Here is a 14,496-nt window from a genome sequence, read left to right as displayed (position 1 = left end):
CGAATGCATGAAACTCGTGTATCGGCCGGCGCCGCGCGCTTACGGCGCGCTGCCCGCGGCGGCCGGGCCGAACAGCGGCGCGGCCTCGGCCGGTACGGGCTGGCCGGTGGCCCGCGCGCGGCGCAGCACCGACCAGTAATACCGGTAGCTCGCGCGATCGTGCAGCGTATCACCGTGGCGCGTCGGCCCCCAGTCGGCGGCCTGCGCGGCCAGCAGGATCTCGGCGGCCAGCGCGACCTCGTCGGTACGCGGCGCGAATGCGTCGACGATCGGGCGGATCTGCGCGGGATGGATGCTCCACATCCGCGTGAAGGCGAATTCGTCGCGCGCGCGGCGGGCATCGGCGGCGACGACGCTCATGTCGCGCACCTCGGTCGTCACGTTGTGCGACGGCGTCTTGCCGTGCGCGTGGCAGGCCGCGGCAATTTCCAGCTTCGCGCGGCGCACGAGCGGGTGCTCGAACTGGCCGGGCGAGCGCATTGCGGCATCGGGAATCGCGCCATGGTGCGCGGAGACGAAATCCATCAGCCCGAAGCTCAGCGTGCCGACCGTCGGCAGCGCGGCGAGGGCGGCCGCCTGCGCGAGCGCGCCGTGCGTCTCGACCAGCACGTCGACCGGGATCGGCTGCGCGATGCCGAGCTCGCGGCGCGTGCCTTCGATGAACGCGGTCATTTCGGCTGCGTCGGCGGCACTCGCGATCTTCGGGAGCGTGATGTAGGCGGGTGCGCGCGACGCGCGCAGCACGATGCGCACGTCGTCGCGCCAGTGCGGATGGGAAAAGTCGTGGATGCGGACGCCGACGCGGCCGAAGCGGTTTTCGTCGCTGCCGAGCATGTCGGCGACGAGTGCCGCGTGCGCGGCTTCCTGGCCGACGGCCGCGCCGTCTTCGCAGTCGAGCGTGATGTCGAACACGGGGCCCGTTTCGGCCTGCAGCGCGAGCGACTTGCGCATCAGCTTTTCGCTGCCCGCGTAGTGATCGCAACAGGGCAGGACCGCGGGCGGGGACGCCCCGTCGTACAGCACTTGTGCAGGAGTGAGCGCAGCCATCTCGTCTACGTCAGGGAAGCGGGTCAACGTGGAGAAAATCGGATTCGGGCGCGTTCTGGGCCGGTGCGCGGCGGGCGCGGGGCGGCAAAACGGGCGCGGATCGGATCGTTCGGCAGGGCCGGCGGCTGGCGCCGGCCCGGGCCGGAATCGGGCGGCCCGAGAGCCGCCCGGCAAAGGCACGTGATGCTTAGTTCTTCAGCAGGTGGGCAACGCCATCGCGCTCTTCGAGCAGCTCGGCCAGCGTGCCGTCCATCTTCTCGCGCGAGAAGGCGTCGATTTCCAGGCCTTCGATGCGCTTGTACTCGCCGTTTTCGCACACGACCGGCACGCCGTAGATGATGTCTTCGGGGATGCCGTACGAGCCGTCCGACGGGATGCCCATCGTGACCCACTTGCCGTTCGTGCCGAGGACCCAGTCACGCACGTGGTCGATCGCCGCGTTGGCTGCCGACGCCGCCGACGACAGGCCGCGCGCTTCGATGATCGCCGCGCCGCGCTTGCCGACGGTCGGGATGAACGTGTCGCGGTTCCACACGTCGTCGTTGATCAGCTTCAGCAGCGATTCGCCTTCGGCGGTCGCGAAGCGGAAGTCGGGGTACATCGTCGGCGAGTGGTTGCCCCACACGGCGAGCTTCTCGATCGATGCGACCGGCTTGCCCGACTTCGCTGCGAGCTGCGACAGCGCGCGGTTGTGGTCGAGGCGCAGCATTGCCGTGAAGTTCTTCTTTGGCAGATCCGGTGCCGACTTCATCGCGATGTATGCGTTCGTGTTCGCCGGGTTGCCGACGACCAGGACCTTCACGTCGCGGCTGGCGACTTCGTTCAGCGCAGCACCCTGAACCGTGAAGATTTCAGCGTTTGCCGACAGCAGGTCCTTGCGCTCCATGCCCTTCGAGCGCGGACGTGCGCCGACCAGCAGTGCGACGTCGGCATCCTTGAATGCGACCTTCGGATCGTCGGTGATCACGACGCCCGCCAGCAGCGGGAACGCGCAATCGTCGAGTTCCATCACGACGCCTTTGACGGCGGCTTGGGCTTGCGGGAGGTCGAGCAGTTGCAGGATGACCGGCTGGTCCTTGCCGAGCAGGTCGCCGTTCGCGATGCGGAACAGCAGGGAGTAAGCGATTTGACCTGCGGCGCCGGTGACGGCAACGCGCTTTGCGGGCTTAGCCATTGAAAATCTCCAGGACGGGTGAAGCGTTGGACGCTAGCGAAAACGCCATTCTATGCGCGTTGTGCGTAGCGTTGCATTGAAGCAGGGCGGAGGACTCGCGATGGCAGACGCGGTGAACCTGGAGACGGCCGTGGCACGTAGCCGGGGACGCGCTTTTGCACCCGCGAACCCTTGCTCGACCGGGAGTGTAGGAGCCGTCACGCGCAAAGTCAAACGGTATCATATGTCTTATATAAGACAGATGTTTTGCGGAAATTGAGTGGACGAAAAAGTGCGGTTTGTGATGAAATGCGCGCCATGACATCGAACCAGGCGAATACCGCGAATCAGACCGGCGCAGGCGGCCCAGGGCAGCCGGGCGCGAGCGATCCCGCACCTTCGCCTGCGGCGTCGCCGTCGCCGACGTTCAGCCCGTTATACCAGCAGATTAAGTCATTGATCACGCAAAGTCTCGAATCCGGTGAATGGAAGCCGGGCGAGATCATCCCGAGCGAGGTGGAGCTCGCGGCCCGCTACAAGGTCAGCCAGGGCACCGTCCGCAAGGCGATCGACGAACTGGCCGCGGAAAACCTCGTGGTCCGGCGGCAGGGCAAGGGTACTTTTGTTGCGACGCACAATGAAGATCGCGCGCAGTTCCGCTTCCTGCGCCTGCTGGCCGACGACGGTGCCGAGCATCCGCACGTGAGCCGCCTGCTCGAATGCCGGCGCCTGCGCGCGCCGGCCGAGATCGCGCGGCAGCTCGACCTGAAGCCGGCCGATCCGGTCGTGCAGGTGCGCCGGCTGCTGGAGTTCGAGAACGAAGTGACGGTGCTCGACGAGATCTGGCTGCCGGGCGCGATGTTCCGCGGGCTCACGTTCGAGCGGCTGAGCGAGTACAAGGGGCCGCTCTACGCGATGTTCGAGACGGAGTTCGGCACGCGAATGATTCGCGCGACGGAGAAGATCCGCGCGGTGGCGGCGGAGCCGGCGGTGGCGGACCTGCTGCACGTGCCGGCGGGTTTTCCGTTGCTGTCGGTCGAGCGCGTGTCCTATACATATGGTGACCGGCCGGTGGAGGTGCGTCGCGGCTGGTATGTCACAACCGGGTACTACTATCAGAATGACTTGAGTTGACGGAGTTTCGGCTCAAGCCGAGTGCGTTCGCGTTTCCCACGCTCGCGAAGCACGTTTCGGGCCGCCTTTTGTTCTAGTTCGCGCAACTATCCAGAGCAGACTTTCGCTGCAGCGCGATATAAAAAGGCGCTAAAATCGCGGATTAGTGTGACAACATAGTAGGGGTCTAGCATGACTGATGCAGTAAGAAAGCCGAGGCCGGAATACCGGAACATCGGATTCGCCGATATCACGATGAAATATCGCATGCCGCTGGCGGCGATATTGTCGATTCTCCATCGAGTCAGCGGCGCGCTGCTGTTCTTGTTCCTGCCGTTCCTGCTGTTCCTCTTCGACCAGAGCCTTACGTCCGAGCTCAGCTTCGAAGTCTTCAAGGCTTTCCTCTCCAACATCATCGTCAAGCTGATCGTCCTCGCACTGTCGTGGGCCTTCTTCCACCATTTCTGCGCCGGCATTCGCCACCTGCTGATGGACGTCAACCACGACGCCGTCACGAAGGAAGGCGGCAAGCGGACGGCAGTCGTCGTCTTTGTCGTCTCGATCGCGCTGACGATCGCCATGGCACTCAAACTGTTCGGAGCATTCTAAGAAAATGGCAGCCAATAACCGAATCGGCTCGAAGCGCCTCGTCGTCGGCGCACATTACGGCCTGCGCGACTGGCTTGCGCAGCGCATCACCGCCACGATCATGGCGGTCTACACGGTCATTCTGCTCGTCCTGTTCTTCGGCGCGCACGATTTCTCGTACGAAGGCTGGGCATCGATCTTCGCCGCGCAATGGATGAAGCTCGCGACCTTCGTGATGCTGCTTTCCCTCTTCTACCACGCATGGGTCGGCGTGCGCGACATCTGGATGGACTACGTGAAGCCCGTCGGTGTGCGCCTGCTGCTGCAATCGCTGACCATCGTCTGGCTGCTCGCATGTGCGGGCTACGCCGCGCAGATTCTCTGGAGAGTGTAAAGAATGGCTGCAATCAAAACTAATCTCCCGCGCCGCAAGTTTGACGTCGTGATCGTCGGCGCGGGCGGCTCCGGCTTGCGCGCAGCGCTGCAACTGTCGCGCGCGGGCCTGTCGGTCGGCGTGCTGTCGAAGGTGTTCCCGACGCGTTCGCACACGGTGGCCGCGCAGGGCGGCATCGGTGCGTCGCTCGGCAACATGAGCGAAGACAACTGGCACTTCCACTTCTACGACACGATCAAGGGCTCCGACTGGCTCGGCGACCAGGACGCGATCGAGTTCATGTGCCGTGAAGCGCCGAACGTCGTGTACGAACTCGAACACTTCGGCATGCCGTTCGACCGCAACGCGGACGGCACGATCTACCAGCGCCCGTTCGGCGGCCATACCGCGAACTACGGCGAGAAGCCGGTCCAGCGCGCATGCGCGGCCGCCGACCGTACCGGTCACGCGCTGCTGCACACGCTGTACCAGCAGAACGTCGAAGCGAAGACGCAGTTCTTCGTCGAATGGATGGCACTCGACCTGATCCGCGACGCGGACGGCGACGTGCTCGGCGTGACGGCCCTCGAGATGGAGACGGGCGACGTCTACATCATGGAAGGCAAGACGACGCTGTTCGCGACGGGCGGCGCAGGCCGGATCTTCGCGGCATCGACCAACGCGTTCATCAACACCGGCGACGGCCTCGGCATGGCTGCGCGTTCGGGCATCGCGCTGCAGGACATGGAGTTCTGGCAGTTCCACCCGACCGGCGTGGCCGGCGCGGGCGTGCTGATCACCGAAGGCGTGCGTGGCGAAGGCGGTATCCTGCGCAACGCGAACGGCGAGCGCTTCATGGAGCGCTATGCACCGACGCTGAAGGATCTGGCGCCGCGTGACTTCGTGTCGCGTTCGATGGACCAGGAAATCAAGGAAGGCCGCGGCGTGGGTCCGAACAAGGATCACGTGCTGCTCGACCTGTCGCACATCGGCGCCGAGACGATCATGAAGCGTCTGCCGTCGATCCGCGAAATCGCGCTGAAGTTCGCGAACGTCGACGCGATCAAGGAACCGATCCCGGTCGTCCCGACGATCCACTACCAGATGGGCGGCATCCCGACCAACATCCACGGCCAGGTCGTCGGCACGTCGCGCGGTCACAAGGATCCGGTCAACGGCTTCTACGCAGTGGGCGAATGCTCGTGCGTGTCCGTGCACGGCGCGAACCGCCTCGGCACGAACTCGCTGCTGGACCTCGTGGTGTTCGGCCGTGCGGCCGGCAACCACATCGTCGAGCACGTGAAGAACCAGAAGGAACACAAGCCGCTGCCGGCCGATGCAGGCGAATTCTCGCTGGCGCGCCTGGCGAAGCTGGACAAGTCGACCTCGGGCGAATACACGCAGGACGTCGCGAACGACATCCGTTCGACGATGCAGAAGCACGCAGGCGTGTTCCGCACGTCGGAGCTGCTGAAGGAAGGCGTCGACCAGATGGCCGGCCTGAAGGCGCGCGTGGAAAACATCCACCTGAAGGACAAGTCGAAGGTGTTCAACACCGCGCGCGTCGAAGCGCTCGAGCTGGAGAACCTGATCGAAGTGGCCCGCGCCACGATGGTGTCGGCGGAAGCGCGCAAGGAAAGCCGTGGCGCGCACGCACACAGCGACTACGAACACCGCGACGACGAGAACTGGCTGCGCCACACGCTGTGGTACAGCGAAGGCGATCGCCTCGACTACAAGCCGGTTCAAATGAAGCCGCTGACGGTCGACTCCGTGCCGCCGAAGCCGCGCACGTTCTAAGCCGAGTCAAAGGAATCCGAAATGGCAAAACGCATTTTTGAAGTCTACCGCTACGATCCGGACAAGGACGCAGCGCCGCGCATGCAGACGTACGAGCTCGAGATCCAGCATGAGCGCATGCTGCTCGACGCACTGGTGAAGCTGAAGGCACTGGACGAGACGCTGTCGTTCCGCCGTTCGTGTCGTGAAGGCGTGTGCGGTTCGGACGCGATGAACATCAACGGCAAGAACGGTCTCGCGTGCCTGACGAACCTGAACGACCTGCCGCAGAAGATCGTGCTGCGTCCGCTGCCGGGCCTGCCCGTCGTGCGCGACCTGATCGTCGACATGACGCACTTCTTCAACCAGTACCACTCGATCAAGCCGTACCTGATCAACGACGCGCCGCCGCCGGAGAAGGAACGCCTCCAGTCGCCGGAAGAACGCGACGAGCTCGACGGCGTGTACGAGTGCATTCTGTGCGCGAGTTGCTCGACGTCGTGCCCGAGCTTCTGGTGGAACCCGGACAAGTTCGTCGGCCCGGCCGGCCTGCTGCAGGCTTACCGCTTCATCGCGGACAGCCGCGACACCGCTACCGGCGAGCGTCTCGACAACCTGGAAGACCCGTACCGTCTGTTCCGTTGCCACACGATCATGAACTGCGTCGACGTTTGCCCGAAGGGCCTGAACCCGACGAAGGCGATCGGCAAGATCAAGGAACTGATGGTCCGCCGCGCGGTTTAAGGCCGGGCTGCAATGAGCGACGATTCGCATCAATCCGACCCGCACCGTCGCGCGCGCCTTCGCTGGCGCGCGCGGCGGGGTCTGCTGGAAAACGACATCGTATTCGAGCGTTTCTTCGGCAGATACGAGCATGACCTCACCGATGCAGACGTAGGCGCGTTGTCGCGCCTGCTCGATCTGAGCGACAACGACCTGATGGACTTGCTCCTCGCGCGCAAGGAACCAGAAGGCGACCTAGACAGCCCGGACATTCACCGGCTGTTGGAGATGCTGCGCAACGTGTAACGCCAAGGTGTGACACGTTGTGCCCGTTATCGAATCCCGTTTCTTTATTTCGATTGAGGATGTGCCATGACTCCGTCTGATGTTAAAGCCACGCTATCGTTCAGCGACAACTCTCCGAGCGTCGAAATGCCGATCTACAAGGGCACGATGGGCCCGGACGTGATCGACATCCGCAAGCTGTACGGCCAGACCGGCAAGTTCACGTACGACCCGGGCTTCATGTCGACGGCAGCTTGTAATTCGGCGATCACGTACATCGACGGCGACAAGGGCGAGCTGCTGTACCGCGGCTACCCGATCGACAACCTCGCGCAAAACGCGGACTTCCTCGAAAGCTGCTACCTGCTGCTGAAGGGTGAACTGCCGAACGCAGCGCAGAAGAAGGAATTCGTCGATACCGTCACGAAGCACACGATGGTGCACGAGCAGATGCACTTCTTCTTCCGTGGCTTCCGCCGCGACGCGCACCCGATGGCGATCCTGGTCGCCGCAGTCGGCGCGCTGTCGGCGTTCTACCACGACTCGCTCGACATCAACGATCCGCGTCACCGTGAAGTGTCGGCGATCCGCATGATCGCGAAGCTGCCGACGCTCGTCGCGATGGCCTACAAGTACAGCATCGGCCAGCCGTTCGTGTATCCGAAGAACTCGCTGTCGTACAGCGCGAACTTCATGCACATGATGTTCTCGAACCCGTGCGAAGAGTACAAGGTCAACGACGTGCTCGTCCGCGCACTCGACCGTATCCTGATCCTGCACGCCGACCACGAGCAGAACGCATCGACGTCGACCGTCCGCCTGGCCGGCTCGTCGGGCGCGAACCCGTTCGCATGTATCGCGGCCGGTATCGCGTGTCTGTGGGGCCCGGCGCACGGTGGTGCGAACGAAGCCGCGCTGAACATGCTCGAGCAGATCGGTTCGCCGGACAACATCCCCGAATTCATCAAGCAGGTGAAGGACAAGAATTCGGGCGTGAAGCTGATGGGCTTCGGTCACCGCGTGTACAAGAACTACGACCCGCGTGCGAAGCTGATGCGCGAAACGTGCTACGAAGTGCTGAACGAACTGGGCCTGCACGACGACCCGCTGTTCAAGCTCGCGATGCAGCTCGAGAAGATCGCGCTGGAAGACGAATACTTCGTGTCGCGCAAGCTGTACCCGAACGTCGACTTCTACTCGGGCATCGTTCAGCGCGCGCTGGGCATCCCGACGTCGATGTTCACGTGTATCTTCGCGATGGCACGTACGGTCGGCTGGATCGCACAGTGGAACGAAATGATCGGCGATCCGGAGCAGAAGATCGGCCGTCCGCGTCAGCTGTTCATCGGCGATACGCCGCGCGAAGCGAAGCCGCTCAACGCACGTTAAGCCGTGTGTGGCGCGAACGGCCGGCAGGCCGCTCGCGTCGGGCAATCGCAACGCCACGACACCCCGACGGGTCATCCCGTCGGGGTGTTTTCATTTGCGCGCCGGATCGGCGCGATGCTCCAGCGACGGCGGGCGTGTGTCGAGTGCGGGCGCGTCGTCATCGGGCGCATGGCCGTGCCGCACGAAGAACTGCCGGTAGGCGCCGGGCGTCATCCCGCGTGCGGCGAGGAACTGGCGGTTGAAGTTCGCGGCATTCGGAATGCCGCAGCGCGCGGCCACGGTCGCGATCGGCCAGTCGGTGCCGACGAGATGACGGCACGCGTGCGCGAGCCGCAGCCGCTGCACGTAGCGCCCGACGCTTTCGCCGAGATGCCGGACGAACAGGCGCTGCAGCGTGCGTTCGGACATATGCGCAGCGGCGGCGAGCGCGTCGATGCGCAGCGGTTCGTGGAAGTGCCGGTCGATCGCGTCGAGCACGCGGTCGAGGCGCTCCGCTTCGGGGGCGGCCGTATCGGCGCGCGGTGTCGTGCGTTCGGTCCGGTCGTACGCGTGCGCGGTGGCGAGCGGCTCGCCGCCGGCCTCCGCGAGATCGGCGAGCGTGTCGAGCGCGGCCGCGAGCCTGGTGCGCGGCGACGGATCGAGCAAGTGCGGCAGCCGCGCCCGCATCGCGCGGGCTGTGTCCGTGTCGAAGCGCAGGCCCGGTGCGGCACGCCGCAGCAGCGAACGCAGCGGCGCGTATTCGGGGCAGCAGTCGGCCAGCCGCCGCACCCAGTCGCCGTCGAACCAGATGACGACCGCGACCTCGGGCGCATCGCGATCGATGCGCGCGTTCGACGACCAGGTATGCGGCAGGTTGGGCGGCACGAGCACCAGGTCGTCGTCTGCGTAGTGCGCGACGTGATCGCCGATGAAGCGCCGGCCGCGGCTGTTGAGCGTCAGCGTCAGTTCGTACTCGGGATGGCGATGCCATTCGAACGGAATGCGCGCGAGCTGGCGGTGATAGACACGGATCGAACAGCCGGGGGCGAACGTCACGTGCTCGTACTGCGGTTTCATCGCGGCCTCCGGGAGAGGGCGGGCATCGCGCCATGGCATGATCGAGGGCGATCGTCACGACGGAGCAATGCCATGTTTTCACATGTTTGCGTGGGCGTCAGCGACACCTCACGCGCCTACGATTTCTACGCGCCGCTGTTCGCGGAACTCGGGCTGCGCCTGAAATTTCGCGAGCCGGACGGCTGGACGGGCTGGATGCCGGCCGACGCCGACCGGCCGCTGTTCTTCTTCGGCCAGCCGCTCGACGGCCGCGCGCCCGAACCGGGCAACGGCCACACGATCGCGTTCGTCGCGCCGACGCGCGCGCACGTCGATCGCTGCCACGCGCTCGCGCTGCGCCACGGCGGCACCTGCGAAGGGCCGCCGGGCCTGCGGCCGGACTATCACCGCGATTACTACGGCGCCTATTTCCGCGATCCGGACGGCAACAAGCTGTGCGTGGTCTGTCATCGTCCCGAGTGATCCAGGGTTGTCGGGATTGTATCGATAGTTGGCCGGATAACGGTGATCTCGGCAGCGCACCGGCCGTACGCTGATGGCACATCACGACACCTGTCAGCGAGGAGACCACGATGCAATTGACGATTGACGACCTGCCTGCCGCGATTCGCGACGCGAAAAAGGGGCTGCGCGCCGACCTGCCCGGTTATGCGGCCACGTTTCGCGAGCTGGAGGGCGACATCGCGCGGCAGGTCGACGCGATCCGCCGCGCGCATGCGCATGGTCACGACGTGATTCCGGTGGTGCCGTTCGCGGACATCGCGGGCGGGACCGTCGATCCGCGCGCGGTGGCAGCGATCCGCACGCATGGCGCGGTCGTGATTCGTCGCGTATTCGATGCGCGGCAGGCGCGCGACTGGAACGACGAGATCGGCGCGTACCTGGACGCGAACCGCTTCACCGAGCGGCTCGATGCGCGCGCCGAGGATCGCTATTTCGGCAACCTTGCGTCGGGCAAGCCGCAGATCTACGGCGTTTATTGGTCGAAGCCGCAGGTGGTTGCGCGCCAGTCGCCGGCCCTGACGCAGGCGCGCGTGTTCCTGAACCGCCTGTGGCGGCACGCCGACAGCGGGCGTACGCACTTCGATCCCGACCAGGTGCCGGCCTATGCGGACCGGATTCGCCGCCGCCCGCCCGGCTCGACGTCGCTCGGGCTGTCGCCGCATGTCGACGGCGGTTCCGTCGAACGCTGGCTCGGCGCGAACTTCCGCCAGGTCTACCGTCACGTGCTGGCCGGCCGCTGGCGCGATTACGACCCGTTCGATGCGGCGTTCCGTCCGGACGTCGAGGAGATTCCGTCGCCGGCCGTGTGCTCGATGTTCCGCACGTTCCAGGGCTGGACCGCGCTCACGCCGCAGGGGCCGGGCGACGGCACGCTGCAGTTGATCCCGGTTGCGAACGCGATGGCCTATGTCGTGCTGCGCGCGCTGCAGGACGATGTCGCCGACGACGACCTGTGCGGCGCGCGTCCGGGTCGCGCGCTGTCGATCCGGCCTGAATGGCACGCACTGTTGCTCGATGCGCTGGTGCCGATCCCGCACATGGAGCCGGGCGACGCGGTGTTCTGGCATGGCGACGTCGTGCACGCGGTCGAGGATGCGCACCGCGGCAGCGGCGACAGCAACGTGATGTACATCGCGGCCGCGCCCGGTTGCGCGAAGAACGACGCGTACCTGCTGCGCCAGCGGGCCGCGTTCCTGCGCGGCGAGAGCCCGCCCGATTTCCCGGCCGACCATTTCGAGGTCGCATTCGACGAACGTGGCGGGGAGGGCGATCTCTCGGCGCTCGGCCGTTCGCAGATGGGGTTCGGGCCGGGCGCTTAGCCCGCGTCGCACGGGAAAGCGGCCGTTCGCCACGCGGTGAACGGCCGTCTGCCGAATCCGCTGCGGGCTGCGTGCAATTCGACGCAATCGGCTGTCGGCGCAGCCGAAATCGACGCGAATTGCGCAATTTGGCTTCCGATAATGGTCCGGACACAACGCAGCCGCCCCGTGTGCCGCACGGGTGTGGCGCTGACCATGGAGGAGTCGATGCAATTCACGCAAGCGATCGTTCGCCGCCCCGCGCCGTCCTGTGGCGCGGGCCTGACTACTGCCGAGCTCGGCGCGCCCGACTACGACAAGACGCTCACGCAGTTCCACGCATACTGCGACGCGCTGCGCACGCTCGGCGTCGAGCTGACCGAACTGCCGCCGCTGGACGCGTTTCCCGATTCGCACTTCGTCGAGGACGTCGCGGTCGTGACACCGGAATTCGCGGTGATCACGCGCCCCGGTGCGCCCGCCCGGCGCGGCGAGACGGTGCACATCGAAGCGGCGCTCGCCGCGCATCGCGACCTGCTGCCGATGCAGGACGGCCGTCTCGACGGCGGCGACGTGATGCTGGTCGGCAAGCGCTTCTACATCGGCCTGACGGGCCGTACCGACGCCGAAGGCATCGCCGCGTTCGAATCGCTCGTGTCGCGCTACGGCTATTCGGTCGTCGCGGTGCCGGTGGGCGCCGGCCTGCATCTGAAGTCGGTCGTCAACGCGCTCGGCGACGACACGCTGCTCGTGACCGAAGCGCTGGCCGCGCATCCGGCATTCGCCGACTATCGCCGGATCGCGATCTCGGCCGCCGACGAATACGCGGGCAACACGCTGCGCGTGAACGGCACGCTGATCACGCCGGCCGGCTACCCGCGCGTGCACGACGCGATCGCGTCGCTCGGGCTGCCGCTGCACGTGATCGATACGAGCGAGTTCCGCAAGATGGACGGCGGCCTGACCTGCCTGTCGCTGCGGTTCTAGCCGATTGGCGCGCGGCCGCTTCGGCCCGATAATGTGGCCCCCGCGCGGAACAGGAAACGTTCCGCGCACCAGCCACGACCCGACCGGAGCGAACGCGGATGACCGACAAGAAGATGCAGCTCGACAAGATCGATCTCCGGATCCTCGACATCCTGCGCACCGACGGGCGCATTTCCTACCGGAAGCTGTCGGAGCTCGTGAACCTCACGCCGCGGCCCTGCCAGGCGCGCGTGGAGCGGCTCGAGGCGCTCGGCGTGATCGAGGGCTACCGTGCGGTGATCAAGGCGCCGCGCGCGACCAAGCCGATCGTCGTGATCGCGCAGATCGTGCTGGCCGACCACGGGCGTTCGCAGGCGCCGTTCGAAGACGAAATGCGTGCGAATCCGGCCGTGCTCGATTGCTGGCTCGTCAGCGGCACGTTCGATTTTCTCGTGCGGCTCGCGTGCGAGGATCTCGACGAGTACCGGCGGATCGCGAACGTGTGGCTGGAAAGCCCGCGATTCCGGATCGAGAAGATCGTGACGACGGCCGAACTGCAGGCGATCAAGCGCACCGTCGTGTGAGGCGGCCGGCCGGGAAGGGCCGGTTTCGACGCGAATGACCGGGCCTGACGATTTGTATTCCGAATCAAATTGTCCGGCCCGAATCCAATCAGGGTGAACACTATGGATGCTATGCAAGCGGCAGTGGAGACGGCCGCGCCGTCGGGAACGACGCTGAAGCGCCGTCTGCAGGGCCGCCACATCGCGATGATCGCGATCGGCGGCTCGATCGGCACGGGGCTGTTCGTCGCGTCGGGTGCGTCGGTCGCGCAGGCGGGGCCGGGCGGTGCGATCGCCGCGTATATCGCGATCGGGTTGATGGTGTACTTCGTCGTCACGGGCCTCGGCGAGATGGCCGCGCTGATGCCGGTGTCGGGGTCGTTTGCGATCTACGGCGAGAAGTACGTCGACGAAGGCTTCGGCGTCGCGCTCGGCTGGACCTACTGGTACAGCTGGGCCGTGACGATCGCGATCGAGCTGGTCGCCGCGCAGATCGTGATGCGCTACTGGTTTCCGACCATACCCGGCATCTGGTGGGGCGCGGGCTTTCTCGTGCTGATCTTCCTGCTGAATACGCTGTCGGTGCGCGGCTTCGGCGAATCGGAATACTGGTTCTCGCTGATCAAGGTCGTGACCGTGGTCGCGTTCATCGCGGCCGGGCTGCTGATCGCCGCCGGCCTGATCGGGAACGGGCATCCGGTGGGCTTGCGCAACTTCACGACCGGCGACGCGCCGTTTGTCGGCGGCGTGCACGCGATGATGAGCGTCGCGCTGATCGCGGGATTCTCGTTTCTCGGCACCGAGCTGGTCGGGATCACCGCCGGCGAATCGGAGAATCCGCGCAAGACGATCCCGCGCGCGGTGAAGCAGATTTTCTGGCGGATCATGCTGTTCTACGTGTTCGCGATCTTCGTGATCGGCCTGCTGGTGCCGTACACGGACCCGAACCTGCTGAAGAGCGACGTGACCGACATCGGCGTGAGCCCGTTCACGCTGGTGTTCAGCCATGCGGGTTTCCGGCTCGCCGCCGGCGCCATGAACCTCGTGATCCTGACGGCCGTGCTGTCGGCCGGCAACTCCGGCACCTACGCGGCGACACGGATGCTGTACAACCTCGCGGCGGAAGGGCGCGCGCCGGCGATGTTCGCGACGCTGTCGCCGGGCGGCGTGCCGCGCAACGCGCTGTACGCGACGATGGCCGTCGGCGGGCTGTGCTTCCTCACGTCGCTGACCAACAACCAGAGCATCTATCTGTGGCTGCTGAACACGGTCGGCATCACGGGTTTCATCGCATGGCTCGGCATCGCGGTCTGCCATTACCGGTTCCGCAAGGGGTTCCTGAAGCAGGGCTACCGGCTCGATCAACTGCCGTACCGCGCGAAATGGTTCCCGTTCGGGCCGCTGTTCGCGATCGCGATCTGCATCGTGATCTCGCTCGGGCAGGATTACCAGGCGTTCTTCGCGGCCCGCATCGACTGGATGGAAGTGCTGTCGATCTACGTGTGGATTCCGCTGTTCGTCGCGATCTGGTGGGCATATCGCCGGGCGCGCAAGAGCCGGCTCGTGCGCTACGAGGAGATGGACATCGGGCCGTGGCTGACGCGCTCGGTCGAGGCCGTCGATGCGGCGGCCACGCAGCACGGGCATCCGCACTGACTA

The 14,496-nt window shown here is 65.7% G+C and carries 15 protein-coding genes; 12 read left to right on the top strand and 3 right to left on the bottom strand.

The genetic code is table 11. From position 1 onward, the window contains the following. Positions 1–39: 39 nt before the first annotated feature. Positions 40–1,047: an aldolase/citrate lyase family protein gene (locus E9536_RS02940; protein ID WP_027791118.1), complete on the bottom strand. Its 1,008-nt coding sequence runs from the start codon at positions 1,045–1,047 to the stop codon at positions 40–42. A gap of 187 nt (positions 1,048–1,234) precedes the next feature. Further along, on the bottom strand, positions 1,235–2,221 hold the full coding sequence (locus E9536_RS02935; protein ID WP_027791119.1) for a malate dehydrogenase: 987 nt from the start codon (positions 2,219–2,221) through the stop codon (positions 1,235–1,237). A 288-nt stretch (positions 2,222–2,509) separates the two neighbouring features. Here E9536_RS02935 and E9536_RS02930 point away from each other — a divergent pair, with 288 nt between their 5' ends. From E9536_RS02930 to gltA, 7 genes are all read left to right on the top strand, one after another. Next, a complete protein-coding gene (locus E9536_RS02930; protein WP_124534145.1) occupies positions 2,510–3,334 on the top strand; it encodes a GntR family transcriptional regulator in 825 nt (274 codons plus the stop codon). 171 nt (positions 3,335–3,505) lie between these two features. Next, a complete protein-coding gene (gene sdhC / locus E9536_RS02925) occupies positions 3,506–3,922 on the top strand; it encodes a succinate dehydrogenase, cytochrome b556 subunit (protein WP_021158703.1) in 417 nt (138 codons plus the stop codon). Positions 3,923–3,926: 4 nt separating this feature from the next. Next, a complete protein-coding gene (gene sdhD / locus E9536_RS02920; protein WP_011355745.1) occupies positions 3,927–4,295 on the top strand; it encodes a succinate dehydrogenase, hydrophobic membrane anchor protein in 369 nt (122 codons plus the stop codon). Between the two features lie 3 nt (positions 4,296–4,298). Then, positions 4,299–6,074: a succinate dehydrogenase flavoprotein subunit gene (sdhA, locus tag E9536_RS02915; protein WP_027791121.1), complete on the top strand. Its 1,776-nt coding sequence runs from the start codon at positions 4,299–4,301 to the stop codon at positions 6,072–6,074. A 21-nt stretch (positions 6,075–6,095) separates the two neighbouring features. Continuing rightward, positions 6,096–6,797, top strand: coding sequence for a succinate dehydrogenase iron-sulfur subunit (locus E9536_RS02910; protein WP_006479352.1), 702 nt, complete (start codon positions 6,096–6,098; stop codon positions 6,795–6,797). 12 nt (positions 6,798–6,809) lie between these two features. After that, positions 6,810–7,082: a succinate dehydrogenase assembly factor 2 gene (locus E9536_RS02905; RefSeq protein ID WP_011548107.1), complete on the top strand. Its 273-nt coding sequence runs from the start codon at positions 6,810–6,812 to the stop codon at positions 7,080–7,082. Between the two features lie 66 nt (positions 7,083–7,148). Beyond that, on the top strand, positions 7,149–8,450 hold the full coding sequence (gltA, locus tag E9536_RS02900) for a citrate synthase (protein WP_049097329.1): 1,302 nt from the start codon (positions 7,149–7,151) through the stop codon (positions 8,448–8,450). 90 nt (positions 8,451–8,540) lie between these two features. Here gltA and E9536_RS02895 read toward each other — a convergent pair whose 3' ends face one another. Continuing rightward, a complete protein-coding gene (locus tag E9536_RS02895; RefSeq protein ID WP_136469249.1) occupies positions 8,541–9,506 on the bottom strand; it encodes an AraC family transcriptional regulator in 966 nt (321 codons plus the stop codon). 72 nt (positions 9,507–9,578) lie between these two features. On the opposite strand from E9536_RS02895, the gene E9536_RS02890 reads away from it, so the two are divergent. The 5 genes from E9536_RS02890 to E9536_RS02870 all read left to right on the top strand — a co-directional run bounded on the left by E9536_RS02890 (position 9,579) and on the right by E9536_RS02870 (position 14,493). Beyond that, positions 9,579–9,968 (top strand): VOC family protein, encoded by a 390-nt coding sequence (locus tag E9536_RS02890; protein ID WP_060173155.1) that lies wholly within the window; start codon positions 9,579–9,581, stop codon positions 9,966–9,968. Positions 9,969–10,078: 110 nt separating this feature from the next. Then, positions 10,079–11,329 carry a DUF1479 domain-containing protein gene (locus tag E9536_RS02885; RefSeq protein WP_136469248.1) on the top strand — a complete coding sequence of 417 codons (1,251 nt, stop codon included), beginning with the start codon at positions 10,079–10,081 and terminating at the stop codon, positions 11,327–11,329. Positions 11,330–11,536: 207 nt separating this feature from the next. Continuing rightward, complete coding sequence (locus tag E9536_RS02880; RefSeq protein ID WP_060195101.1) at positions 11,537–12,295, top strand: arginine deiminase family protein; 759 nt, start codon at positions 11,537–11,539, stop codon at positions 12,293–12,295. A 98-nt stretch (positions 12,296–12,393) separates the two neighbouring features. Beyond that, the gene (locus E9536_RS02875) at positions 12,394–12,858 is read left to right on the top strand and encodes an Lrp/AsnC family transcriptional regulator (RefSeq protein WP_059684359.1); all 465 of its coding nucleotides are present in this window, start codon (positions 12,394–12,396) and stop codon (positions 12,856–12,858) included. Positions 12,859–12,960: 102 nt separating this feature from the next. After that, positions 12,961–14,493 carry an amino acid permease gene (locus E9536_RS02870; RefSeq protein WP_027791128.1) on the top strand — a complete coding sequence of 511 codons (1,533 nt, stop codon included), beginning with the start codon at positions 12,961–12,963 and terminating at the stop codon, positions 14,491–14,493. Positions 14,494–14,496 lie beyond the last annotated feature (3 nt).

This window comes from Burkholderia sp. LS-044, from assembly GCF_004803625.1.
Classification (GTDB): domain Bacteria; phylum Pseudomonadota; class Gammaproteobacteria; order Burkholderiales; family Burkholderiaceae; genus Burkholderia; species Burkholderia cepacia.
This window is presented reverse-complemented; position numbering and strand designations above follow the sequence as displayed.

Coding starts and splice junctions, on each gene's coding strand:
- E9536_RS02930 (WP_124534145.1), top strand. CDS start 2,510: ATGCGCGCCATGACATCGAACCAGGCGAATACCGCGAATCAGACCGGC.
- E9536_RS02895 (WP_136469249.1), bottom strand. CDS start 9,506: ATGAAACCGCAGTACGAGCACGTGACGTTCGCCCCCGGCTGTTCGATC.
- E9536_RS02905 (WP_011548107.1), top strand. CDS start 6,810: ATGAGCGACGATTCGCATCAATCCGACCCGCACCGTCGCGCGCGCCTT.
- E9536_RS02910 (WP_006479352.1), top strand. CDS start 6,096: ATGGCAAAACGCATTTTTGAAGTCTACCGCTACGATCCGGACAAGGAC.
- E9536_RS02885 (WP_136469248.1), top strand. CDS start 10,079: ATGCAATTGACGATTGACGACCTGCCTGCCGCGATTCGCGACGCGAAA.
- E9536_RS02870 (WP_027791128.1), top strand. CDS start 12,961: ATGGATGCTATGCAAGCGGCAGTGGAGACGGCCGCGCCGTCGGGAACG.
- E9536_RS02875 (WP_059684359.1), top strand. CDS start 12,394: ATGACCGACAAGAAGATGCAGCTCGACAAGATCGATCTCCGGATCCTC.
- E9536_RS02880 (WP_060195101.1), top strand. CDS start 11,537: ATGCAATTCACGCAAGCGATCGTTCGCCGCCCCGCGCCGTCCTGTGGC.
- gltA (WP_049097329.1), top strand. CDS start 7,149: ATGACTCCGTCTGATGTTAAAGCCACGCTATCGTTCAGCGACAACTCT.
- sdhC (WP_021158703.1), top strand. CDS start 3,506: ATGACTGATGCAGTAAGAAAGCCGAGGCCGGAATACCGGAACATCGGA.
- sdhD (WP_011355745.1), top strand. CDS start 3,927: ATGGCAGCCAATAACCGAATCGGCTCGAAGCGCCTCGTCGTCGGCGCA.
- E9536_RS02940 (WP_027791118.1), bottom strand. CDS start 1,047: ATGGCTGCGCTCACTCCTGCACAAGTGCTGTACGACGGGGCGTCCCCG.
- E9536_RS02890 (WP_060173155.1), top strand. CDS start 9,579: ATGTTTTCACATGTTTGCGTGGGCGTCAGCGACACCTCACGCGCCTAC.
- sdhA (WP_027791121.1), top strand. CDS start 4,299: ATGGCTGCAATCAAAACTAATCTCCCGCGCCGCAAGTTTGACGTCGTG.
- E9536_RS02935 (WP_027791119.1), bottom strand. CDS start 2,221: ATGGCTAAGCCCGCAAAGCGCGTTGCCGTCACCGGCGCCGCAGGTCAA.